Raw genomic sequence first — 24618 nt, 5'->3', positions numbered from 1 at the left:
AGTGTCTGCTCTCGATTTCAACGGCTGGGATCGACTTACGCGCTGGAGAAATTGGATGGCTACAAAGTCCGGGTCTGAAGATAAACCCGCTGAGGAACAGGAATGGCCGGCCCAGATGGAGCGACGGCGCTGGCCGCGCGAACCGTCGCCGGAGAAAGAAGATCGCCTGGATGTTCCACCTGCTTTGGTGCCATTGCGATTTTCGACGCAAGACCTGCCGCCGAAAGAACAATTCAAAGCCTGGCGGTCGCATATGGCGCCGCTTGTGGATGTTCATCTGCCGGACGAAAGATCATCGGACGACGGTTTTTTCGCCGAACAGATTGGTTGGCGCCTCGGCGAGATACTCATCGTCCAGCAGCGCGCGCAGGCATACAGCTATGTCCGGGATCAGGCGATGCTGCGGTCGAGCCCGATCGATCATTGGAATGTCGGTGTGCTTCGCAACGGGCGGGCCTGGACCGAAGTCAGTCGCCATGTGACGGAGACCGGCCCGGATGAGATATTTTTCAGGTCCCTTGGCTATCCGTACCGCGGGCGGATAACCGATTCGACCACTGTGCTTGTCTTCTTGCCCTATGAACTGTTGGCTGGCGATGCAAGTCTTCTTCAGAACGCCAACAACGTGGTCCTCTCCGGCAGTCTGGCTGAATTGCTCATCAGCTATATCAACGGCCTGGAGACGAACCTGAGCAATTTGACGGCAGCGGAGGTGCCGCGGATCATACGAACGATCGGCGATATGGTCGTTGCCTGCGCTGCATCGTCCACAAAATTGAATAACAATCAGGATCAGACGATGGGCCCGATGGAGCGGGCGCATCGCTACATTCACCTCAACCTTCATTCAGATAATTTGACGCCTGACGTCATGTGCCGCGCGTTGGGTATCTCCCGTACACGGCTCTACCAGTTGTTCGAAGCGAACGGGGGCGTCCTCAACTACATTCGCAAACGTCGATTGCTGCAGGCATATGCCGATCTTAGCAACCCGTCAGATAACAGGCCGATTTCGCAGATCGCGGAGGCGGCAGGTTTCGACGTCGCCGCCAACTTTACCCGCGCTTTCAGCCACGAGTTCGGGCTCAGCCCGCGTGAGATCCGGAAGACTGCGGCAAGCGAGCACCCGACCGGTCCGGTCGCTCGTGCCACGCAACGTTACGGGACGACGATCGGCGACTGGCTAACCCTTGGAGGTTGATCCGGGGTTATTGCCAGGGCTTTCGTCAACCAAGTCTGAGATCGATCGCCGGATGCAACTTCTTCAAGTTTGGAAGAGACTTTGATTGCCAATGATATTCGGAGCTTCCGCGTACCGTTAAGTGAACATTCGGCTTATTGCGTATCTCAATCGTGAGCTTCGCGAGCAGGTTGATTCCGGATGAATTGAGAAACTGCAACCCGGTAAGGTCCACGGTAATGTGATCCGGCTCGGTTTCCAGAATACTCATGACGAGGGAAAAAATCGGCGCATAGGCTTCCGTGCTGGGCAGGCGCATGGACCCGTCGAAATAGATCTCCGTACCCTCCGACCAGACGCGATATTCTTCTTGCTTGATTTCCATATTGAACAGCCCAATCAATTCGAGACATTCGGAACTGCGATAGACGCATAGGTTTCCAGCGGAATTTTGCCGTCTGGCTCTTCAGATCCAAAAACCCACGCAAAGTGGGCGCCATAATCGCTCATTAGCGTTAGAAGCCCGAGGCCTGAGCTGCTTGTGTTCGTGCCGATCGCATTCGCCTCGATCCGCTTTATGAGAAGCTCGCCAGGATCTCCCATGGTGATTTGCGACAGCAAATGCTGGAACTGCGTGGCTGGTTTCTCCTCGATAAGATTGGAGACTTTTGCCCGGAAGACATTGTCCTCAATCGAGGCTTCCACGACGATTTCGCCGGCAGCCCGGAACTTTACCGCGTTCTCAATGAGTTCATTCGTCAGATAGCCGACATTGTGCCGAACCTCCTTGTAGAGGCTGCGGGATGCGCGGTAGCGCAGGGCGACGAACTCGGCGACGAAATCCGACGTGATCGCGCAGTGCTTCCAGCCAAGATCGAGAGGCCCCTCGAAGAGGCAAAGCCTGGTTATATTTTCGCCTGTTCCGATCGCCAGATCTTCCAATCCGTACAAAGTCGTCATTCGCTCACCTGTGTCTCATAACAACGAGTGTGATGTCGTCATGAATCTTCTGAGTTCCGATATGGGTCATCAGGTCGTCGATGATGCCGACTTTGACATCCTCGGCGCTCTGGCCGTATCGCCGACCGGCGCTTTCGCAAAGTCGCTCGATGCCGAAAAGCTCACCGGCGCGATTCTCGGCCTCGGTCACGCCGTCGGTGTGGAGAATAATCATGTCGTCGCGATCAAAGGAGACTTCACGCGTTACCACGAATGGCGAAATATCCGGTTCCAGCCCGATCGGCAGGCCGAGATCCAGCGTATCGATCCGCTCCACCTTTCCCAACTTGCGGACAACGATCAGTTCCTCATGCTGGCCCGAAAGGGTCAGGCGCTTTCCGTCATAATCCAAGAAGGCGAGCGACAGGTGTTTGTTGGTGCTGGTCCTGACGAGGTTCTTGTAGATGGCTCGGTTCACACTGTTCAGAAATTGCGACGGATCCATGTCGCCCGCTTCCTGCAAGGCTCGTGCGGTCGATTGGACCATCAGCATCAGGACGCCGCTTTCGAGGCCATGTCCGGTCACGTCGCCGATGCCGATTTTCAGGCGCTTTCCGTCCCTCAGGACATCGTAGTAATCGCCTCCGACCTCGTCGGCTGGCCGCATATAGGCTGCGATTTCCAGATCGGTAATTTCCTCCAGCTCACGGGCCTTGGGGAGGACCATCATCTGGATGCGGCGTGCGACGGCGAGTTCTGCGCCGAGGCGCAAATTTTCGCTGCGCAACTTATGATTCAAGGCGGAGATTTGCAGGTTTGCCTCTTCGATCTCCTTGGTTCTGTCCTCGACGAGCTGCTCGAGATTTTCCGTATGGAAGCTGATCTGTTCCGCCATGCGATTGAAGGCTAGGCCCGCCTCGCCGACCTCGTCGTGTGTCGGGATATCGAGCCTGACTGAATAATCCTTGGCCTGTATGCGCTTGGCGGCATCGGCGAGCGCGCTGATGCCTCTGGTTATACGCTTCGATATGGCGAAAACGGCTCCGATGACGAAGCACAGGGATACGAGGAGGGCGAGAATCTGGTAGATCAGGATCCGGTTCGTCGCTTGTGAAATTCCTGCCTGGGCGGCAAACAACGAGGCGTAGATCTCGCGCTCCGGCACGACGATGCCGAGCAGCATGGCCTCACGCCGGACAGGGCCGGAAACCCAGAGGTTCGTCGGCTGCAGCTGTTTCAGGACGACCAGGTAGGGGACCTTCTCGCCGTTTTCATCAAGGAGAATGTGGCGCAGCAGTCCGTCCTCCCCCAGCGGCAGTTGCGCGATTTCGGGCTGCAGGCTTCTTCTCAGAGAGCGGTTCAGGCCCGTCACGCCTTCGCCACCCGTATCGCTCGATGCCTGCAGGCCGATGATCTTCTCGCCGATGGGATTGATGGCGACGACATTGCCGTCCGACATGGTCAGGAAGCCGAAGCCATTGTCGGCGACTTTGACGTTCTCGACGATTTCTGCCAACTGGTCGAGGGTGATGTCCGTGCCGGCGGCGCCTGCAACCTTCGTGCGGTCCGGGGACCAGAGAGGCTGAAAGAAGCTGACGATGAGCTTGCCGGTGATCGCATCCGTATAAGGCGCCGTTTGAGTGATGACGTCGCTGACCGGACGCTGCCCCGGATCCGTGGCCCATTGCTCCCAGGACTCGTAGAGCCCGGGAAAGAAGAAAGTCCAGAATTCCGCGCTGTTATGGCCCGGATAGAGCCTGTCGAACGTCTGGGCCTGCTCCGTGTAAGGTGCTGTCCTGAAGATCGGGCGTTCCTTCGGGCCGATGTAATACATCTGCAGCTTCGAAAGACCGTTTGCCAGGAGGCTCGGTGCGACCAGATCAAGGACGGCACTGTTTTCGATGTCCCTCTCAACTTCGGGCAACGGAACGTGATCGGGGCCTAAGAGATATCCCCAGACGCTGACGACGGATAACGGGCCGGGCAGGTTCTGGGCCCATCCTCCTTTCGCATCGTAAACCACGTCGACGGTTCCCGGAGCGCCGCGGGCCATTGCCTCCCCGATCTGGGTTTCCCTCAAGGGGCGATCGATCTGCGACTGAAGGACGCCTGCCAATGTGTTCACGTCGGAGTGGACCTGGTTCAGGAGCAGATTGACGTGTTCGGCCGTCGTTTCCGCGTAGGAACGGATATAGCCCTGATTGGCCTGTTCCAGCCCCTGGCCGACCTCGGCGGTTGCATCGCGGGAGAGCCTTTGCACATTCCAAAGCGCCAGGCCCCCGGTCACGAGCAGATCGAAGAGCACGGCGCTCCCGACGACGAGAACGAACTTCGCGCGGAACGAGCGCAAGCCAAAACGTGCGATCTGCTGACTGGGCGTGCTCATGGCGGTTTGCGTCCGGATGCCGCCCAGATTGGCCAGCCGGCATAGCCCTTGGGATGAAGGGCTGCAAAGATGTGGTCGCTGAAACCCTGGCGGAAGCGTTCCATGAACTCGGGAGGATCGCCACGTTTCATGGCCATTTCTCCGGCGTAGACGTTTTCCCAGGCCGCGATGACATCGGCGAAGTCCTGCGGGTCTCCGTCGAGGTTGGTGACCATGAAGGATTCCATGAGGATATCGTCAAAGCCGGCGTCAACGAGATATCGGCGGCTCTTGGGCCCAAGCTCCACATCCATGTCAAAGTGGCTGAACAGCTTCGCAACCTCGTTATATGTCCATTGAATACTCTTCGATCGGGGTTCTCCCAGGCAGTGCGAATTCTTTTCGTTGGTTATATATACCCGCCCGCCCGGTTTGCAGATCCGGTAAAGCTCCTTCAAAAGCACGGTTGGCCGGTTGAATATCTGAAGCGAATGGCGGCAGGTCACGAAGTCGAACTGATTGTCCTCGAGCAACATTTCGGACGCGTCGCCATAGGTATATTCGATATCGGCAATGCCGAAGCTGGCTGCCATATCGCGTGCATAGGCGAGGCTCGCCTTCGAATGGTCGAGCGCCACGATGCGGGTCGGCTGGAACTCCCTTTTGACAAGCATGGCGAAATCGCCGATGCCGCAGCAGATATCGGCCATCACGATTCCCGGCCGCATGCCGTGACGGGGAAGGATCGTTCGCTCGTGGCGCCAGGTCATCTTGGTCTGCGTGCGCAATATCGGAATGAAACTCGTATCCTCGACGAAGGCTTGGCCGGGATAGAATTTTGAATCGTAGACCTCCACTGTTACCCGCGGCTCGATCCTGTTCAGGTGCTTGAACATGCGTTCGGTCCAGCCGACGACGCTTGAAGTCACTACCACGAAGCGAAGATCGGACCTCGCCCGACAAGCGTCCAGAACGACACGTGCAAAGGCCTGGAATGCTGTGTTGTTCATCTGGACGAGACGTTTCACATTGATGTAGAGAACCCCGCGCACGTCATCGATAGCCCCTTTGAGCACGGAAATGCTTGCGGCGATCTCATCGACCGAGCGCGGCCGGATGACGCCGGCCAGCGAGAACTCCTGGCTATTGGCGTCGAACTCCGCATTGAAGGGCGCTGAGAAAACAGTCGTACTCAATTTATGGCCCTTTCAAGTGGCAGGTCGACGACGAACGTTATGGATGCCGGAGCACGTTCCTCCAGATGCACGTCGGCGTCGAAGTTGATCGCCAGATCAAGAAGAACGACTTCCCTGTTTGGCGTCTGATCCGTTGAAATGGCACCGAGATAGCGCGAGAACGCATCTTCCTGATGGGTTCTCGCAACCGCCTCACGGTAGAATTCCTGCTGCCCTGAAGGGCACGTGAAGCTGAGCTTCACACGCTCCATCAAGTCGCGTCGATAAACGATGCAATCTATTCTGCCTTCGGGCGAACCGCCCCGGAATGATACCTCCAGCAGTTCATTGAGAGCAAACGAGAAGAAATTCGAATGCCGGATGGGATCCGTGCGGTTGTGGCTGATCATCCGCGCGATGAAGGTCGAGAGTTGATCGCAATGCTGCCAGTCCGAAAGAAAGGTTCGCATGTCCATCTCGAACTGGAGCAGAGGCGCGAAGGCCGCTTCCGCAGGCTTCTTGCTGGCTGCACACATGCCGGTCCCTCCTTCCATATCCACTCCGAGGAAGTTCAAAAATTGACTGTCACATTCGCCGAGGATCCAAAGGTCGCATTGGTTTGGGAATGGGGAAATTCCCGAAAGGGACGGGCAGCGTAAACTTCCTGAGGAACGCGCCTATCCTCCCGGCGGGCATCGGCTTGCTCAGAAAATATCCCTGCAGCCGATCACATGCTTTCTTGTTGAGCCAAGCGGCCTGTTCTGCCGTTTCTACACCTTCGGCGGTGACGCTCATGCCGAGCCCGTGGGCGAGCGCGATAATGGATCGGACGATCGTCTGACTTTTGTTATCGACCTCGAGATCCTTGATGAAATACTGGTCGATCTTGATCGTATCGAAGGGGAAGTTTTTCAGATAACTGAGCGACGAATAGTAGGTTCCAAAATCGTCAAGCGATATCTGCACTCCCAGCATTTTCAATGTATTGAGTGTATCAAGATTGTTGATCGTTCGCTCTAGAAGCACAGATTCGGTGATTTCGAGCTCGAGCCGGTCGGCGCGAATTCCGACAAGATCCAAGGTTTGAGCAATACGATCGGTAAGCCCTGCGTGCAGGAATTCCGCCGGAGAGAGATTGACGGCAACCGTGAAGTGGGGTGGCCACGTCATTGCCTCGCGACAGGATTGTTCAAGAGCCCATTGGCCGATATCGCTCATCAAACCGTCCGTCTCGGCCATCGGAATAAAGAGACCGGGTGGAATGATGCCCATGACGGGATGGCGCCATCGCAATAGCGCTTCGAAGCCTACGATCGAGAAAGGCGGCTGCACAAGTGGCTGATATTCAATGAAGAATTGCCCCTCTTTGAGCGCAGTTCGCAAACTGCGACGCAACGTCTCCCGCTGTTCCAGAACCATGAGCATGGAGCGATTAAACCTCCTCGCCCTGCGCCGGCCATCCTCCTTCGCAGCGTAGAGTGCAATGTCTGCCGCTTTCATGAGCTGTTCGAATTCGTCTCCATCTGCTGGGGCAACCGCAACTCCAACGCTTGCACCGACAAAGACGTTAAGGCCCTCGACCATGAATGGCTCCCTGAAAGCATGGACGAGGGCTTCTGCCAGGCGTTCCGCTTCCCCAGGTTGAGCGTTTCTCCGCTGAATGATTGCAAACTCGTCGCCGGCCAAGCGATAAGCGAATTCCTGCTCTCCGAGCACGCTCCTTATCCGTTCGGCAGCCATCTTCAGAACCATGTCGCCTGCACTGTGGCCCAGTGTGTCGTTGACCGGTTTAAAATCGTCGAGGTCGATCTGCATGAGGGCGAACTTTTCCCTCTTCGATGCGGCCAGAACGTCTCGCAATTGATCGCTGAACTGCCGTCGATTTGGCAGCCCTGTTAAAACATCATGGGTAGCTTGGTAAAAGAGAAGCGCTCGGTCGTTCTCAGCCTGGCTGTAGGTCCCGCGCAGGCTTGAGTCACCATTCGTTTCGACAACACCCAAGCCGTGAGGGCTGCGGAAAACGATGAGTGTGCGCTGATCTGCTGTTTTCGCGTTTGCAACCTCGATCTTTCGCGGGAATCCATTCGAAAGTACGAGTTCGACCGCAGATTTCGTTAAAGGAGCCAGCAGCTCCGGATACACGTGCCACAAGGTCGTATCGACCAGAGACGGGAGGCCATATTTCTGTCGGCACCTTGCCGAATATTCCGTAAGATGAAAGCTCTCGTCATAAAGAGAGACCACGTCGTCGGTGTCGGCAAGGAGATCGGTCTCGACAGAAGCAGACTGTGTCGCATCCCGGTCCGGCATCCTTTCCTCCCCTTCCATAAGGTCCTCTCGGAAAACAATCCTGCTAATCCATTTACATTCGCTTGGCTTTGATGCGGCTCAACTGCATTTTCTAATTTAGTTATTTCTGAATAAATATCGCAAAACGTGTTGCATTCAATGCCACGCCGCCAGCGAAATAATAATTTTCTCAGTTACTTCTTGTCTCGGGGGAGGTTTCGAGATGCAATTCTCGGCGCTCGCGTGCGTCCAATTACCAATGCTGTCGTAGAACCTTGGCAATACCGCGGAAATTCTCGGCCTTGTCGGATATGGCCGCCAGCCTCAGTACACTCTCCGTGGAAACCAAGTTCCTTTGAGCCGCCGGTCAGATGCCGGGTCGGAGTGCCTGCTCCCAGCTCGATCCGACGGATCAGCTCGCCGAATGCCGAGAGGCGGTGAAAGGCGCACGACATGTCGGACGGAACGAGGCATCCGGCTCTCTCGTCTGCCTCCGGACTTCCGATCTCAACCGTCGCCCTGATTAATAGTCGAGGGAAGCTTTCGATGTGCACTGTGATTTCATGCCAAATCCGCTTGGGGTGCAAATCCAAGGACTGGGTCCGCCATAGGCCAGTACCGACTGCGAAGACTGGAACCTCGAGCGCTCAACCGTGGTTTTGTTGATTGCTGCAGTGACCGTCATATCCCTCTTTGCAGAACCGGTCGCCGACGACGTCATCGACGTCACAGCCTGGGAATGGTCGGGCATAACCGTGCAGGACGACAGGAATGCCATCATTAAAATCGTTGTACGAGTCACCAGCCAAATCTCCCATTCGTGCGCTCTTCACACCTGTAGAAGAAATTGCTGAAATAATGCTTATTGCCAGTTATCAAGCTCCATGGTCAGGATTCACGACAGCCGCCATATGAAGGTGTCTGCTGATCGTGGATTTGGGTATTTCCAGAAATTGCGAAGCCTTGTTGATTAACAGGGAGCCTGTTCATTGCCTCACCTGCCGCGCTCTCGCCTATTGCCTGGAAAATTTCGCTCTTACCAAATCAAAAATCCTGATACAAAGGACCGACAACAGCAGTTTTGAACATGAAACCTAATTTTCTTACCATATCCGCAAATACAGGCGGTTCGGTACTTAAAGGCCTTGCGTCTCCTATCCGGATCAACATTCTGCAGCTCCTGCACGATCGCGGCAAAATGAATGTCAACGAGATCAGTGCCGCACTGTCGCTGCCTCAATCGACTGTGGCCGTAAATATATTGACGCTGGAAGAGGCGGGGCTGATTGATGCTCATTCGGTGAAGGCGACCAAGGGGAATCAGAAAGTATGCAGCGCCCGATATGACGAGATCATAGTTCGTTTCGATACCCCCGAGAAAAGCCAGAACAGTAACCAGATCGAGGTTGCGATGCCGCTGGGCCTCTTCACGAGTTGTGAGGTGTCGGCGCCGTGCGGCCTCTGCTCACCCGAGGGTGTTATCGGATTGCTTGACGTGCCGGACTTTTTCCTGGATCCCGGTCGGGTCCAGGCGGCGCTCATTTGGTTCGGGCGCGGGAATGTGGAATACAAGTTCCCGAATAACGCCAGGCTTCTCAACTCGACCATCGAGGCGGTGGAGTTTTCCATGGAGCTGTCGTCTGAAGTTCCAGGGACGAATGTCAATTGGCCGTCCGATATCACGTTGTGGGTCAATGATCACAAGGTAGGGACGTGGACATCTCCTGGAGACTACGGTGACAAGCGCGGCGTTTATACTCCCAAGTGGTGGAAGCTCGAAGGTTCGCAATACGGCAAGCTGAAAACCTTCCGGATTACCAAACAGGGATCATTTGTTGATGGAGTTTCCATCTCGAATGTCACTATCGACGATGTCGGCATGGCCGACCATCATTCCATTCGAATGAAGATCGGGATCGAAGAAAATGCCCCCCATCCGGGAGGCATCAACATCTTTGGCCGCGGCTTCGGCAATTATGACCAGGACATCGTGATGCGTCTTTATATCGCCTGAAGCCGGAGCTTATGCGGCAGCGTTAAACCGGACGACATTCCATGAAGCCGGCGGGACAGTCACGGTGGTCCGAGAACTCAGTGCCTCCACGCCCTGCAAGGTGCGGGGGGCGATCTTGTCAGGATTGTTTTTCGTGTTGCTGGCCTTAAGCTCCTCGTGGTGAAGCGTATGGGCGCGCTGCAGCCCCAGGTTTCCGAAACCTGTCGCAGCAATATCGATTTGCATGTCGTCGGAGAGATGCCGGTTCAAGATGAACAGCGTAACGGTTTTGTCCGCCTCCGAATGCACGGCTGAAAATTTGAGATAAGGCACCGGATCGATCTTGTCATAAAGATCTTCCGTGTGGGTTGGATCATAATAACGCGTTGAATACGTCGGCGTGTCAACGTTGGTTCTCAACACCCGACCTCTGCCGAGGTTGCTGAAATCCGAGAATGGCCAGAAGATCGTCTGGCGCCAGGCCGGGCCACCGGTCTCGGTCATGATCGGGGCGATCGCGTTGACCAACTGGGCAAGGCAGCCCGCCTTGACCCGATCGGCGTGATTGAGGAGCGAAATGCAGGCGCCGCCGAAGGCAAGCGCGTCCTGCATGTTATACTCCTCCTCCAGAATGGGCGGGGCGACCGGCCAGCCCTCCTTGACGCGGTTATGCTCACCGCGCCTTGTGCGGTACCAGACGTTCCACTCGTCGAAGCTGAGCATAATGCGTTTGCGCGAGCGGCGCCGCGCGGCCACCGCATCTGCGATCGCAACCACCTCATCGATAAAGCTGTCCATCAAGTCAGGACTTGCCAGGAAGGAAGGCGTGTCATCGGCATAATTGTTGAGATACGTATGCAGAGATATGAACTCGACATGGTCGAAAGTGTGTTCAAGCACGATCCTTTCCCACTCGCCATAGGTCGCCATCTTTCGGCCGGAGGATCCGCATGCCGCCAGTTCGATCGTTGGGTCCGTCATCCGCATCATCTTGGCTGTCTCAGTGGCAATGCGACCGTATTCTTCGGCCGTTTTTGCCCCCATCTGCCAACCTCCGTCCATCTCATTGCCCAGGCACCAGAATTTGATGTCGTGCGGCGTCTCCCAGCCATGCTTGCGGCGAAGGTCGGAAAGATGGGTGCCCGATGGATGGTTGCAATATTCGAGCAGGTGACGCGCTTCGTCAGGACCACGCGTGCCGAGGTTGACTGCCAACATCGGTTCGATATCCGCAGCCCGGCACCAGTCCATGAACTCGTTGGTCCCGAAGTGGTTCGTATCGACCGACTTCCATGCGAGATCGAGCCGACGGGGGCGCTGCTCGATCGGCCCCACGCCATCTTCCCAATTGTAGCCGGAGACGAAGTTTCCGCCAGGGTAGCGCATGATGGTCGGATTGAGCTCCCGTACGAGCTCCAGAACATCTCGCCGGAACCCCTTGCCGTCGGCCGTCGGATGGCCGGGTTCGAAAATCCCGCCATATACGCAACGGCCGAGGTGCTCGATGAATGCACCGAAAAGACGCTTGTCGGTTTCACCAATAATGAAGTCCCGGTCGAACCGGACTTGGGCCTTGATCATCTTAAATCTCGCTCCGATGAAAGAAAAAAGGATATTTCAGCCGCTAGCGCACCTGCGGCTCTGAACTGCTGACATGCGGGTGTGGCGATGCCCGCGCCTGCTGCGAAGCGGCGCTGTCGCCGATCAACACGCCGTGACCATGCGGATCGGGGGACAGAACGGCGGACTTCAGGAGTTGGGAATAGGAATGCTGCGGGTTTTCCAGAACAGTGCGTGCCGGACCACTTTCGACAACTTCGCCCTTGCGCATGATGATGATCCTGTCGCTGACGTAATAGGCCGTCGCAAGGTCGTGCGTAATATAGATGATCGACACCTTCAGGTCGTCGCGAAGCGTCCGAAACAGATTGACTATGGACATTCTCAATGAGGCGTCGACCATCGAGACAGGCTCGTCGGCGACGATCATCGAAGGGCCGGGGATGAGCGCGCGGGCAATCGCAACCCGCTGCAACTGTCCTCCGGACAGCTCGTGAGGAAACCTGCCGCGAACCTCGCCGAGCGAAAGGCCAACCTTGTTCAAGGCTGCATCGGCCGCCGCTTCATGCTGTGCGGATGAGCTTGCGCCTGTGAAGTTCTTCGCGGTCATGAACAGATAACGATCGACGCGCTTCAGGGGATTGAATGCCTCGAAAGGGTTCTGGAAGATCGGCTGTACTTCCTTCATGAATCTTCGCCGCGCACCTCCGCCGTGGATCGATGCCAGATCCTGCCCTTTGAAGAAAATCGTCCCGGCGGTCGGCCGGACCATGTTGAGGATCATTCTGGCCAACGTGGTCTTGCCGCTTCCGGATTCGCCGATGATCGTGAAGACCTGCGGTTCTTTATCATCGAGATGGAACGAGACGTTATCGACAGCCCGAAATTCTTCACGGCCGAGAAGACCACCGCGTTTATAAAGTTTCGACACGCTATCGAGGTGCAAAAGAGGCGTGTTCATCAAACCGCCCCCAACGTTCCCGCCTCGACGGGCTTTTCGTGGTCGCTCGGCTGGACATTTGCGCTCGCTGCGAAGCATGCCACCCGATGATCCTCGGCAAGCGTCGTCAGCGCCGGGTTTTCATGCCGACAAATCTCCATGGCGAGAGGGCAGCGGGGATGGAAGCGGCACCCCTTGGGTGGATCGGCCAGGTTGGGTGGAGATCCGCTTAGTGCGCTACGTGGTTGCGTGTCGCCGATCTTCGGAAGGCTCGCAATCAAATGAGCGGTATAGGGATGCATCGGGTTGGAAAAAACATCCGCCGTTCGACCTTCCTCAACAAGCCTTCCGGCATACATGATACCCAGCCGGTCCGTGACGTTGGCGTGAACCGCCAGGTCGTGGGTCACGAAGATCATCGATGATCCGAATTGACTTTGCGTCTCGCGGATCATGGCGAGGACGTCTTTCTGGACAACGACATCAAGAGCGGTCGTGGGCTCATCGGCGACGATGAATTCAGGCTTGCAGAGGGTGGCGAGCGCTATGCAGACGCGCTGTCGCATGCCGCCCGACAATTCGTGCGGGTAGGCACGAAGGATTTCGGCAGGAAGGCGCAGCCGCTCAAGATGACGCTTAACCTCGAGATCGAATTCGGCGCGCCCCAAATGCATGTGCCGGAACGCAAAATCTTCAAACGTCTTATGGATCCGCCGAACGGGATTGAGAACGTTCATCGAGCCCTGAAGAATATAGGATAGGTGGCGCCAGCGAATGGCGGAGCGTTCTGCCGCAGGCAGCTCATACAGACCGTCCTTGATGAAGCTGTATTTCACTTGCCCTGCGACGATTTCCAAGGGCGGCCTGATCGCTGCGGCGATCGCCTTTATGAAAGTTGTTTTGCCGCAGCTGGATTCGCCGGCGATGCCGTAGATCTCGTTCTTGCGCACGTGCATCGAGATGCCATCGACCGCCCGCACTTCGCGGTCGATACCGAAATATTTCATACGATAATAGGCGCGCAGATCATGCGTTTCTAACACGTGCGAACTATGCCGGACGGATGAGGCGGGGATCTGGGCCATCACGAATTCCCCATCCGGTCGAGCCGGCTTCGCGGATCGATGTACTCGTTCATGGAAATGGATAGGAGGAAGAGGCCGATGAACGTCAGCGTCACGAACAGGGTGGGGAAGAAATACCACCACCAGATGCCTGACACCATTGCGCTGTGCTGGTTGGCCCAGAAGATCATGCCGCCGATTGTCGGCGTATCGACATCGGTAAAACCCAGCACCGCAAGCGTGACTTCCAGCCCGATCGACCAGTTCATGTTGTTCATGAAGGTCGAAAAGACAATCGGCAGCACGTAAGGCAGGTGCTCCTGGGTGACGATCCTCGGCATCGACATGCCGGAAAAAACGCTGGTGTTGGTGAACTCCCTGGTCCTCAGGCTGATCATGACTGATCGGATCAATCGGGCGTCATAAGCCCAACCAAGCCCTGCCATTACAAGTGCAAGTACGAACCAGGTCATGTCGTCCCGCAGGACGAAGTAGAGGAGCACCAGAAGGGGGAACAGTGGGATGACGATGAAGGTGTCGTTAATCGACATCAGGACGCGATCGACGGCTCCCCCGACATAGCCTGAGACCAGCCCGATCGCCAAAGAGAGAATGCGACTGATCAGCGCGACGATGAAGCCGAAGGCGAGCGTGTTGCGGATCGCGAACGTCAGCTGCCAGAAGATGTCCTGGCCGCGCGAATTGGTGCCGAACACATATTCGGCTGACGGTGGGGCGTCCATTGCGACCAGATAGGAATCGATCGGCTCATAGGGCGAGAAAAACGACGCGGCGGCGATGCCGAGGATGATCACCATGATCATGAAGCCGATGGCGAATTCGCCGTTGTAGCGGAACAGGTCCCTAAAGACGGCAATCATTGGGTCACCTGTACGCGTGGATCGATCAATGGGTAGATAATGTCGATGATGAAGACGGCGGCCGACACCGCGATGATGGCGATCGACGTGATACCGAGGACGAGCGAGTAATCGGCCGCATGAACCGCCTCGACCAGAAGGCGGCCAATCCCTGGATATCCGAAGACCTGTTCGGTGATGACTGCGCCATTGAAGATCGCACCAATCGACATCGCAAGGCCGGTGATCTGCGGCAGGAAGGCGTTGCGCATCACATAGGAGGTCACCAGCCGTCTCTCGGGTACTCCGGCAAGAGACGCGTAGGTAACATAATCGTCGGTCACGATGTTTGAGACCAACGCGCGCATGCCCATGAACCAGCTTCCGACACCGACAAGGATAAGGGAAAACGAAGGCAGGATGGAATGAAGCAGAACACTGCCGATGAACTGAAGCGTCCATCCGGGCCTCATGTTCATCTCGTAGCCGCCGCTGCTTGGCAAGATCGGCAGCACGAAGGTAAAGGCGATCAAGAGGACGAAGGCGACGATGTAATATGGGACCGGATGCAGGCCCATCATGATCATGCCAATTATCCGGAGGACCCGATTTCGGCTGTAATAGCCGGCCAGTCCGCCGATGATATTGCCGATGAACCAACTCAAAATGGTTGATACCGTAAGGAGTCCTATCGTCCAGGGGATGGCTCTTCCGATCAGTTCACTCACGGGTGTGGGGAATGCCGACAACGATGGACCGAAGTCGAGCGTGGCAAGTCGTTGCCAGAAGACGAGATACTCCTCCCATAGATTGTCGCCCACTCCGTAAAGCTCCCGCAACGACTGCCGGAGAAGCTCGATGGATTCAGGGCTGGAAAAGCCAAATGTACTGACTTGTGCGACGGCATGCTCGACCGGATCGATCGGCGTCAGATGGGTGATCAGAAACGTGATGCTGATACCGACGAAAACGACAAGCGCGAATTGCAAAACGCGCTTGCCCACGTAGATGACGTAGGATCGCATTGATGCCTCATGTCTTGGAAAGAGGTTCCGCCCGGTGCTGGGAACGCCGGACGGGCCCGGTCACTTCGCCGGTTTGGTCGGCTTCAGATTGACCATCATGTATTTTGTGTTGCCCCAGTTGGAGACCGGATTCGTGTAGGGCTTCGTGGCAAGGCTCGGGAAGCCGGTCCAATAGGTTGTGTCCATCGTCGCGAACACGTTGTATGCCATCAGCGGAATGATCGGCATCTCAGCCGCCGCCAGCTTCAGATACTCGAGGCCGAGTTCAACGCCGCGCGGATCGTCGAAATCAATCGTGCGGATCTCTTCGATGATCTTGTCCAGCCGAGGTTCGGCCCAGCGCTGCCAGTTTCTCGGCGGCTGCACCTTGCCGACATCGACCACGAACTGCGAATGCCAGCTGTCAAGGAAGAAGGAGAGGTCTGGGTGACCGCCCCAGGTTTCGACGCTCCAGCCGATGAACGTATCGAAGTCGCCGACACCACGACGGTCGAGCATTGTTCCCTGAGCGACGTCGATATTGGCATCGATGCCGAAACGCCGCCATTGCTGTGCAATGATCGAGCCTGCACGCGTCATGACGGGTCGAAGGTCGCCTTCGACCATAACCTTCACGGTGAACGGCTCGCCATTCGGCTGGAACCAGCGCTCACCCTGTTTGGTGAAGCCTGCCCTCTGGAGGAGCTCGGTTGCCGCTTCCGGGTCGGGCTTCCACCAGCCTCTGCCGAAGGCGGTCGCAATATCCGCGGGGTCCGATGGTATCTGATCCTTGAGCGAAGGCCGAAGCATATCGGCGATCTGCTTGCCCACCGTCGGGTCGTAAGGTTTGATCTTCCGTTTGCCGGTATCGAGCTCGAAGCCAGTAAGCCATTGCTCCATTGGTTCGAAGTAATATTTCGGATATAGTCCCGTAGGCGGCACGCCGATGGCCGAGATTGTCGCCGCGCCACGATAGGAAGCCATGCTGACGGCCTTGATATCGATCAGCAACGCGAGTGCCCAGCGGACATCCTTGTTCTGGAACTTCTCCAGCCGATGATTGAAGATGACAGAAGGAAGCGTCGGGTCCGGGTGGGCATAAGGGAAACCCTTGAACCAACTCACCGAAGACGGAGAATCCTTCGCGAGCGTAAACATGCCTTCGGGCGAAAGATCGTGAATGACGTCGAGCCGGTGATTGAGCTGCTCGATGACGCGCTTTTCAGGTGGTCCCGGATCGATGTACGCGAGATAGCCAGGACCGGGCTCGCCATAGCGCGCGACTGTCGTCCGTTGCCAATCGTCCCGCTTCTTCCAGATGAACCATTTGCCACCACGGTCGAAATTGTGGAGCGTATATGCGCCCAGCGACACTGGCGGATTGAAGTCGAATTTCAGCACGTCGCCAACTTTCTCGAAGACGTGTTTCGGCATCATCCACATCGCGTTCCAGCGGACGGTAAACAGAGCGTGGAAGCGTGAGTTGGGTTTCTTGAGCTTGAAGAGTACCTCAGTCGGGCTCTTTTTCTCGATCGCGGCCACATTGACCTGAACCGGAGCGCTCCAACGCAGTCCACTGGTCTTCATGTGCGTCTCGATCGTGAACACCACGTCGTCAGCCGTGAATTCCACCCCGTCGCTCCAGAAGATACCCGACCTCAACTTCACGGTCATTTCCGTGAAGTTTTTATTATAGATCGGCTTTTCGGTTGCTAGAGAATTGTCCCAGACGCCGTTGATCCCGTGATCTGGGTCAATATACCAGAATGTATCCATCGCGTTCTGGTGCAGGCCGGTAGTCTGGCCACCTGCATTGATGGCCCAAATGTTGAACCAGCCGGCATTCTTAATTGTGCCTTCTGGATTTTCCAGGATCAGCAACTGATCTCGGGGCAAATCGCCGCCCGGCACCTGCCCAAGCGCCGGCCTGGTCGCGAGAAATGTACCCGCGAGCCACATGAATGTCCTTCTCGAAAGCATGCCGTTATCCTCCCAGTTTCCAGCGTGCTCATCGGCTATCCGAACGGGAGTGATAGTCTAACAGCCGGAGATAGAAGTCAACATATAATGTGATCTATATCACAATATCGGATATAAACTGAGCTGATGTCGATGATTGAGCTAACTCTGCCAGCAGTGAGCGAGCTAGGCTCAGGGTCTATCAATTGAGATGTGATTCATGCCTTAGCCGTCCGGGAGTTCGGGCGGCGTGATGCGCAGAGCGCGCAAGGCGTTCAGGATGACAGCAACGTCAATGATTTCCTGAAGCAGTGCGCCCTGAACCGGCGTGAGGTAGCCGAAGGCTGCAGCGACCATGCCAAGCACGGACAGACTGATCCCGGCGACGACGCTTTCAATCGCGATGCGGCGGGCGCGCCGGGCGATCACGATCCCAGGTCCGAGCCGGTCGACCTGGTCGACGAGCAGCACGACGTCGGCGGCCTCGGCGGAGGCGGCAGCGCCTCGAGCCCCCATAGCGACGCCCACATCCGCAGCGGCGAGCGCCGGTGCGTCGTTGACTCCGTCGCCGACCATCATGACAGGGCCGTTCTTGCGCTCGGTGAGGACAAGGAGAACTTTCTGATCCGGGGTCAGCCCGGCCCGAAGACCATCGAGACCAAGACCTTCCGCCACGCGTTCGGCCACCTCGGGACGATCGCCGGTCGCCAGAAGGATCCGCGCCACGCCCTCCTGCCGAAGCCGCTTGAACATGGTTTCCACCCCTTTGCGCAAGGGATCGGCCATTACCAGATGTCCCGCCATCTTACCGTCGACCGCCACGGCGACGAGAACGGATCCTGCCGCGAGAGATGAATGATTGTCCGATGTCTGCCCGATGCGCCTTGCCACGAAACTTGCGCCACCCACTACAATCTTGCGACCCTGGACACTTCCAACGACGCCCTCGCCGGGAATCTCGGCGACTTCCGAGGGTACCGGCAGAGTGAGGCCCTGTTCCTTCGCGATGGCGACAATAGCCTGTGCGACGGGATGCTGCGATGCCTGCTCAAGCGCCGCGGCGAAGCGGAGGATCTCCACTTCGGAGATGCCGATGTGACTGTCGATCGAGACGATCCGCGGACGCCCTTCCGTCAACGTACCTGTCTTGTCAACAATCAGGGTTCGTATTCGCGCCATCGCCTCGAGTGGCTTGGCACCCTTGATGAGAACTCCGAAATGCGCTGCGCGCGAAAGGCCCGCCACCAGCGCCACCGGCACTGCAAGGATCAGAGGGCAGGGCGTGGCCACCACCAACACGGCAACGGCCCGGATCGGATCGCTTGTGAACCACCAGGCGGTCGAAGCCAGCGCGACCGTCACCGCGAGGAAGCCGAGCGACCAGCGGTCTGCCAGCCGCGACATGGGTGCTTTCGACTTCTGCGCCTCCTCTACGAGGCGGACAATCCCGGCATAGGTGCTTTCCCTCGCGCGGCGTATTGCTTTGAGGTCGAATGCCTCGCCCGCATTGGTCGAACCGCTCATCGCCTCCCTGTCGCGAGCAAGCCGGACGGGCAGGGATTCTCCCGTCAGCGCGGAGGTGTCGAGGAAGGCCGTGTCGGACGCAATCGTGCCGTCCACGGGCACCGTATCGCCTTGCCGGATCAGCAACCGGTCGCCCGGTTCGATATCGTCGAGCGGTACATCCTCCAGCGCCCCGTCGCGATGCCGGGTCGCGACCCGTGGCACGCGCGAGAGGAGATCCTGCATTTCGCGCCTAGCGCGGCCTTCGGCGAAGCTCTCGAGGAAAGTGCCGCCGGAAAACATCACAGCGACGACGGCGGCCGCCAGCGTCTCGCCGAATGCCAGCGCCGACGACATGGACAAGGCCGCCACGATGTCGAGCCCGACCTCTCCCCTGAATAGACTGCGCAGAATCTCCACCAGAAGCGCGGCCAGGACGGGGACGACCCCTGCCGACCATACGATGCCGGCCGCATCGATCCTGCCTGCAGAGTAAAGGGCAAGTCCCGTCACGAGGCCGGCCAGCGCAATCAAAAGGAGGGCCTTCTTCAATCGATCGGCGCTTGCATATTCCACGCGGCTCAACTCCCTCGGCCGAGGCGATTGCCGCAGGCGCTCCGAAAAACAGCGGCCCAACTTTCAGATGACGGACACCACCTTATTTTGTCCGTCAGAAAAGCGCGTTGAGCAGACACTGCCATCCTGACCATGGTGATGCCGGTCCAATTCGTGTCGGAGACTTCGGCCGAATCATGCAGCATGTCATCATTGCCGATTCCGGCCCCGGCAGCATCCGCCCTCGGTGTTTCCACCCAACTTCTGCCTTTTCATCACGATCTCCGAAGGGCCGGTTATATCGCCTGAACGACGACCGCCAGCATTCCCCTAACCTTCCCCGCCGTTTCCTTCAAGGCGTCATTATCGATCGCCTGCATGGAGGCTACGGGGTCGATGGCGCTGACCATGACGCCCTCATCGCCGAGGGATCGAATGATGACGTTGCAGGGCAGCATCGCTCCGACCTTTGGCTCCATCTTGATCGCCTCGAAAGCCATGCCCGGATTGCATGCGCCCAGGATGAGGTAATCATCAAGATCGGTATTCAGCTTCTTCTTCATCGTCGCCTTGACGTCAATTTCGGTGAGAACGCCAAAGCCATTGTTCGAAAGAGCCGCTTTGGTCCTTTCGACCACCTCGTTGAATGTCGACCCGTCGATTGTCTTGTCTAAGGTATAAGCCATTATCTCAACTCCCAACTCTACGTCGCATTGGGTTATGTAGGGCATCCATCATGGCGGGCACTGATCTTGCGCAATGCAGCCCTGATTTCGGACATCAGTTCGGGGGGAACAGAATATCGGCGCGGAAACCGCCGTATCGCCGTGCGCGCCCATTTGGTGGCGTTTTCGAGCAGGCCGGCCGGCCAATCCTCAAATCGAGCTCAATCATCCGCCTCGATCTCCGCGAATATTTCCGATGCGACCTGCTTCGCCTTGCCGGGAAATTTTATTGCCTTGACAGCTTCGAGATTCACCGGTTGGCCTGCAACGATGGCGCCAATCATTCCCATGCCGAAATGCGGCGTGCATTGGAACATATACACGCCGGGAGCCTCGATCTTTACGGTAATTTCCTGATTGATCTCGCCTTTCCACTCAGCAGTGCCGTCGGGAACGCCCTTCTTTATGGCGCTGGAATTGTGGCCCTTGTCGATCGCGACGAAGGTCACCGTGTCGCCGACCTCAGCCCTGACCAGGCGCGGTTCGAATATCATCGCGCTCCCATCAGAGCCCTTGTTCCTCATCTCGACCCTGTGATCGGCGGCTATCGCGAAACCAGGGGTTACAGTCATCAGGGCCAATACGGCTGCCAGGATAATCCTCTTCATGTAATTCTCCCTTGTATGAATGGGGATCTGATCTTGATCGCGGGTTGGTCATCGGCGGCCGTGTAGCAACGGCTTTGTCATCGATTTCAGAGCGGATCGGATCCGAACTGGCGACCCGTCTATTCTATTCCACCGCTCGCCGGCTGGTCATCCTCGCCGGCATCTTCCGGCGTCACGTCGAGGATCGCGGCATGCGCCTTTATGGTCGCCTTGTCGGGTTTGCAATTTTCCATGCACGGCTCCGATTTGTCGGCATAGAACGGTTCCTTCGTACGGTCGTCGTCGGTGAAGTTGACCTCGTTCGGTAGCTTGATGTCGGCAAAATTCTCCTTGGAGAGTTCGAACTCGTCATCCGTCACGACGTCGTTGAGGTAGAGGAGATATGCGGTCAAAGCGTAGACGTCGTCATCCGATAGTGACCGGGCATTGCCGAATGGCATCGCACGGCGGACATAGTCGAAAACGGTGGAGAGATAGGGCCAATAGGAACCGATGGTCTTCTCCGGCCGATCTGCCTGAAGCGTCCCTTTCCCGCCCGCCAGGACAGGCCACCGGCCGACGGCTTCGCCGAAATCGCCATGGCAGGACGCGCAGTTCTCGTCAAAGATTTCCATCCCATGGGCCACTGTACCCCGTCCATCAGGCAATCCGAGACCGTCGGGACGAACGTCGATGTCCCAGGCAAGCAGCTCATCGGGAGTTGCGACGCGCCCGAGCTTGAAATGTTCTCCATCTCCCGCCAGAGCAGTGGCGGCGCTAGCCAGAACGGATAGGCCGATGATGAGCAGCGGCTTACGAAATTTCGACATTCTCGATCCTCCCTTCCTCGGTGACGTGCCAGGTCTGGATGCCGTTGTTGTGATAGATGGAATTGGTGCCGCGCACGCTTCTCAACTGGTCCTTTGTCGGCTGCACGAAACCAGCCTCGTCGATCGCGCGGGATTGCAGGAACAGTTCAGAGCCGTCCCAGTCGAATTCGTAGTAGAAGCGGTGCAACGCCTTTGGCAGGCCCGGCCCGTCGATACGCGCCGTGTGCCAGTTGCGGCCGCCGTCGACGGAGACGTCGACGCGCCTGATCCGCCCGTTGCCGGACCATGCAACCCCGGTCAGCACGAGCGGACCTTTGCCATGCCTGATCGGCGCCTGCGGGCTGGGGTTGGTGATGACGGATTTCACGTCCATCAGGAAGGTGAAACGGCGCGCCTTGCCGTTGGCGAGAAGGTCCGTGTATTTCGACGTCTCTTCGCGTTGCTGCCAGGGCTGGTCCCCGATTTCGAGGCGCCTTAGCCATTTGATCCACATATTGCCTTCCCAGCCGGGAACCACGAGGCGGACGGGATAGCCCTGTTCGGGACGGAGCGCCTCTCCGTTCATTCCGAAAGCGACCATGCAGTCGTCCAATGCCTTCTCAAGCGGGATCGATCGCGTCATCGCCGAAGCGTCTGCTCCTTCCGCCAGAAGCCACTTGCCTTCCGGCTTCACGCCTGCCTCATTCAGGATAGTCTTGAGCGAGACGCCGGTGTACATGACGCAGTGCACCATGCCATGCGTGTACTGGCAGCCGTTCAGTTGCGCTCCGCGCCATTCCATCCCCGAATTCGCCGCGCATTCCAGGAAGTAGACGCGGTTCTCCCTTGGGAAGCGCTTCAGGTCGGCCATCGTAAAGACAAGGGGCTTGTCCACCATGCCGTGGACCATGAGCCGATGCGCGTTCGGATCGATCTCGGCAATGCCGCCATGATGACGCTCGAAACACAGGCCGCTCGGGGTAATGATGCCGTCGATCTCATGCAGGGGCGTGAAATTGACTGACGAGATGGGATCGGAGGTCAGCCAGGGGACGTTCTTGCGGATGACATGAGCCTCGAATGAAGAAGGCGACCCATAAGGCGTTGCATCCACCCCCTTTCCCGGATAGCGGTTCCAATCCTGGATTTCGGTAATTGCCGGATCGCCGGCGGCCCGCGCACCGGCCGCCGTGCCGGTGGCAAGTGCCGCCGCGCCGCCTGCGAAACCGGCCCTGAGAAGGGCACGGCGCGTTGTCTTGGTTGTCTCGGTCTTCATCAGTTCCTCCCGAACAGATGACTCATAAAACATATTCAATTTTTTCTATATATCACGCCGCAATCCATCTGCCAACGAGGCTTTGCCTCATGACTTCCGATTGATGATTTTTACGGATTGGTTCTCTTCCACGCTGACGACCGGATTTTGCGCCAGGTACTGCTCCACGACGTCCCAGATCGGCGGTCCTTGCGTGCTTTCATTGATCGAGGCCCAACCCGCAACGACGTATTCTTTCGAAGCCTCGATCGGCTCGCCCGATTTCAGCAAGACCATGCTGGAAATGCGGGATCCGATCGCCGCTTCGGGATCGATCGAATATCCCATGCCGCCCACCCGGACCATGTCGCCGCCCTGCTGATAGTAGGGGTCTTTGTTGAACAGGTTGTCGGCCACGTCCTCCAGGATGTCTTTCAGCATCTGACCGGTCATCATGTTGCGGTAGGCGTTCGGGTAGGTCATGGAGCATGCATTGTGCAGGTCCTCGACGGTAATCTTCTGCCCGGGCAGAACTGACGTGCCCCAGCGAAAGCCCGGAGAGAGGGCTATATCCGCCTCGCGTATGTCGAGCAGAGCCTGACAGATCAGGTCGTCGAACGTCCCGTTGAAGTTTCCGCGCCGATATAGGAGACCGTCGCAGGTCGCAAGTTCTCGCGAGAGTTCAGCCTGATACGGCGCCCGAATGTCGGATATTGCCTTCGACATTTCGGGATCCGGCGCAATGATATCCGAGAACACCGGGATGAGCCGGTGCCGATAGCCCCTCAGAGCTCCATCCCGGATATCGAGATCGAGCCGTGTAATAAACTTTCCATGCGAGCCTGAGGCAATCAGCAAGGTCTTGCCGACAAGAACGGGCTCCGGAATCGCATCATGGGTATGTCCAGTCAGGATGATGTCGATTCCGCCCACGCGTGATGCGAGGGCTCGGTCGACGTCGAAACCGTTGTGGGAAAGCAGCACGACGATGTCCGCGCCATCCGCGCGTGCGGCCGCGACGTTCTTTGCGACCTGCTCCTCGCGAATACCGAAGGACCAGTTGGGAAACATCCAGCGCGGGTTGGCTATCGGCGTATAGGGAAACGCCTGTCCAACGACGGCGATCTTGGAGCCTCCCTTCTCGAACATCTTATAGGCATCGAAGGCGGGTTCATCCCATTCGGCGTCAAAAATGTTTCCTCCGAGGAATGGAAAGGGAAGGGTCTCGATAATCTCCTGGACGCGTTCCGTACCATAGGTGAACTCCCAGTGCCCCGTCATGGCGTCGGGTGCAAGCGCGTTCATGGCGTCCACCATGTCCTGACCCTTGGTCTGGTAGGAGGTGTAACTGCCCTGCCAGGTGTCACCGCCGTCGAGCAGCAAGACATCTTCGCCGCGCTCGGCCCTGACCCGCTTGACGATCGTCGCAATCCGGTCCAGCCCACCCATCTTGCCGTACCCTTGGGCAAGCGCCACGAAATCCTCGGAGGTGAATGCATAAGCCTCGGGGGTTCCAGGCTTTATGTCATAGAGGCGAAGGAAATCGGAACCGGTGACGTGCGGCGGCAGGCCCGCCACATCACCCACACCGAGATTGACCGACGGCTCCCTGAAATAAATCGGCATGAGCTGGGCGTGTATATCCGTGAGGTGAAGGATCGTCACATTGCCGAGCGGTTCGAAGCGGAGCAGATCGTCCTCGCTCAGAGACTGCTGTGCGGCGACCCTCGACCACTTGCCGGCAAGCCCGGAGCCGACGATGGCCGACAGCGCTGCGCCGGCCATGAGCATTTCACGTCTCGATAACATCAAGGACTCCATAACCAGGGGAGGGGACGGCTTCGAACCCTCCGCGC

Annotated in this window: 20 protein-coding genes; 2 read left to right on the top strand and 18 right to left on the bottom strand. The window is 57.4% G+C overall.

Annotated features, from left to right (window positions below; genetic code table 11):
• Positions 1-55 precede the first annotated feature (55 nt).
• Positions 56-1201: a helix-turn-helix domain-containing protein gene (locus QEO92_RS19880; RefSeq protein WP_227704180.1), complete on the top strand. Its 1146-nt coding sequence runs from the start codon at positions 56-58 to the stop codon at positions 1199-1201.
• 25 nt (positions 1202-1226) lie between these two features.
• Here QEO92_RS19880 and QEO92_RS19875 read toward each other — a convergent pair whose 3' ends face one another.
• The 6 genes from QEO92_RS19875 to QEO92_RS19850 are packed head-to-tail and all read right to left on the bottom strand — an operon-like array spanning position 1227 to position 7969.
• A complete protein-coding gene (locus QEO92_RS19875) occupies positions 1227-1565 on the bottom strand; it encodes a slr1659 superfamily regulator (protein WP_037153852.1) in 339 nt (112 codons plus the stop codon).
• 14 nt (positions 1566-1579) lie between these two features.
• The gene (locus QEO92_RS19870) at positions 1580-2140 is read right to left on the bottom strand and encodes a slr1658 superfamily regulator (RefSeq protein WP_227704179.1); all 561 of its coding nucleotides are present in this window, start codon (positions 2138-2140) and stop codon (positions 1580-1582) included.
• A gap of 4 nt (positions 2141-2144) precedes the next feature.
• Positions 2145-4505 (bottom strand): SpoIIE family protein phosphatase, encoded by a 2361-nt coding sequence (locus QEO92_RS19865; protein ID WP_227704178.1) that lies wholly within the window; start codon positions 4503-4505, stop codon positions 2145-2147.
• The gene (locus QEO92_RS19860) at positions 4502-5680 is read right to left on the bottom strand and encodes a class I SAM-dependent methyltransferase (RefSeq protein ID WP_227704177.1); all 1179 of its coding nucleotides are present in this window, start codon (positions 5678-5680) and stop codon (positions 4502-4504) included. The genes QEO92_RS19865 and QEO92_RS19860 overlap by 4 nt, the downstream gene beginning before the upstream one ends.
• Positions 5677-6195: a ubiquinone biosynthesis methyltransferase UbiE gene (locus tag QEO92_RS19855; protein ID WP_227704176.1), complete on the bottom strand. Its 519-nt coding sequence runs from the start codon at positions 6193-6195 to the stop codon at positions 5677-5679. Before QEO92_RS19855 ends, QEO92_RS19860 begins: the two co-directional genes overlap by 4 nt.
• Before the next feature lie 49 nt (positions 6196-6244).
• Positions 6245-7969 carry a putative bifunctional diguanylate cyclase/phosphodiesterase gene (locus tag QEO92_RS19850; RefSeq protein WP_227704175.1) on the bottom strand — a complete coding sequence of 575 codons (1725 nt, stop codon included), beginning with the start codon at positions 7967-7969 and terminating at the stop codon, positions 6245-6247.
• Positions 7970-9035: 1066 nt separating this feature from the next.
• Between QEO92_RS19850 and QEO92_RS19845 the strand changes: the two genes are divergently transcribed.
• Positions 9036-9962 (top strand): ArsR/SmtB family transcription factor, encoded by a 927-nt coding sequence (locus QEO92_RS19845; protein WP_227704174.1) that lies wholly within the window; start codon positions 9036-9038, stop codon positions 9960-9962.
• Between the two features lie 9 nt (positions 9963-9971).
• On the opposite strand, the gene arfA is transcribed toward QEO92_RS19845, so the two are convergent.
• The 12 genes from arfA to soxB all read right to left on the bottom strand — a co-directional run bounded on the left by arfA (position 9972) and on the right by soxB (position 24571).
• On the bottom strand, positions 9972-11519 hold the full coding sequence (gene arfA, locus QEO92_RS19840) for an arabinosylfuranosidase ArfA (protein ID WP_407722142.1): 1548 nt from the start codon (positions 11517-11519) through the stop codon (positions 9972-9974).
• Between the two features lie 46 nt (positions 11520-11565).
• Positions 11566-12462 carry an ABC transporter ATP-binding protein gene (locus QEO92_RS19835; RefSeq protein WP_407721597.1) on the bottom strand — a complete coding sequence of 299 codons (897 nt, stop codon included), beginning with the start codon at positions 12460-12462 and terminating at the stop codon, positions 11566-11568.
• On the bottom strand, positions 12462-13526 hold the full coding sequence (locus tag QEO92_RS19830; protein WP_227705222.1) for an ABC transporter ATP-binding protein: 1065 nt from the start codon (positions 13524-13526) through the stop codon (positions 12462-12464). The genes QEO92_RS19835 and QEO92_RS19830 overlap by 1 nt, the downstream gene beginning before the upstream one ends.
• Positions 13526-14386, bottom strand: a complete 861-nt coding sequence (locus QEO92_RS19825; RefSeq protein WP_037153437.1) for an ABC transporter permease — start codon at positions 14384-14386, stop codon at positions 13526-13528. Before QEO92_RS19825 ends, QEO92_RS19830 begins: the two co-directional genes overlap by 1 nt.
• Positions 14383-15390: an ABC transporter permease gene (locus QEO92_RS19820; RefSeq protein ID WP_227704171.1), complete on the bottom strand. Its 1008-nt coding sequence runs from the start codon at positions 15388-15390 to the stop codon at positions 14383-14385. The genes QEO92_RS19825 and QEO92_RS19820 overlap by 4 nt, the downstream gene beginning before the upstream one ends.
• A gap of 60 nt (positions 15391-15450) precedes the next feature.
• A complete protein-coding gene (locus QEO92_RS19815) occupies positions 15451-17349 on the bottom strand; it encodes an ABC transporter substrate-binding protein (protein ID WP_227704170.1) in 1899 nt (632 codons plus the stop codon).
• 204 nt (positions 17350-17553) lie between these two features.
• A complete protein-coding gene (locus QEO92_RS19810; RefSeq protein ID WP_037153427.1) occupies positions 17554-19407 on the bottom strand; it encodes a heavy metal translocating P-type ATPase in 1854 nt (617 codons plus the stop codon).
• Between the two features lie 275 nt (positions 19408-19682).
• Positions 19683-20072 (bottom strand): DUF302 domain-containing protein, encoded by a 390-nt coding sequence (locus tag QEO92_RS19805; RefSeq protein WP_227704169.1) that lies wholly within the window; start codon positions 20070-20072, stop codon positions 19683-19685.
• A 200-nt stretch (positions 20073-20272) separates the two neighbouring features.
• Positions 20273-20719: a pseudoazurin gene (locus QEO92_RS19800; protein ID WP_227704168.1), complete on the bottom strand. Its 447-nt coding sequence runs from the start codon at positions 20717-20719 to the stop codon at positions 20273-20275.
• 119 nt (positions 20720-20838) lie between these two features.
• Positions 20839-21528 (bottom strand): c-type cytochrome, encoded by a 690-nt coding sequence (locus QEO92_RS19795; RefSeq protein ID WP_227704167.1) that lies wholly within the window; start codon positions 21526-21528, stop codon positions 20839-20841.
• The gene (gene soxC / locus QEO92_RS19790) at positions 21512-22783 is read right to left on the bottom strand and encodes a sulfite dehydrogenase (RefSeq protein ID WP_227704166.1); all 1272 of its coding nucleotides are present in this window, start codon (positions 22781-22783) and stop codon (positions 21512-21514) included. The genes QEO92_RS19795 and soxC overlap by 17 nt, the downstream gene beginning before the upstream one ends.
• A gap of 87 nt (positions 22784-22870) precedes the next feature.
• Complete coding sequence (gene soxB / locus QEO92_RS19785; protein ID WP_227704165.1) at positions 22871-24571, bottom strand: thiosulfohydrolase SoxB; 1701 nt, start codon at positions 24569-24571, stop codon at positions 22871-22873.
• Between the last annotated feature and the right edge of the window lie 47 nt (positions 24572-24618).

The organism is Neorhizobium petrolearium (genome assembly GCF_029854435.1).
Taxonomy (GTDB): Bacteria; Pseudomonadota; Alphaproteobacteria; order Rhizobiales; family Rhizobiaceae; genus Neorhizobium; species Neorhizobium petrolearium.
This window is presented reverse-complemented; position numbering and strand designations above follow the sequence as displayed.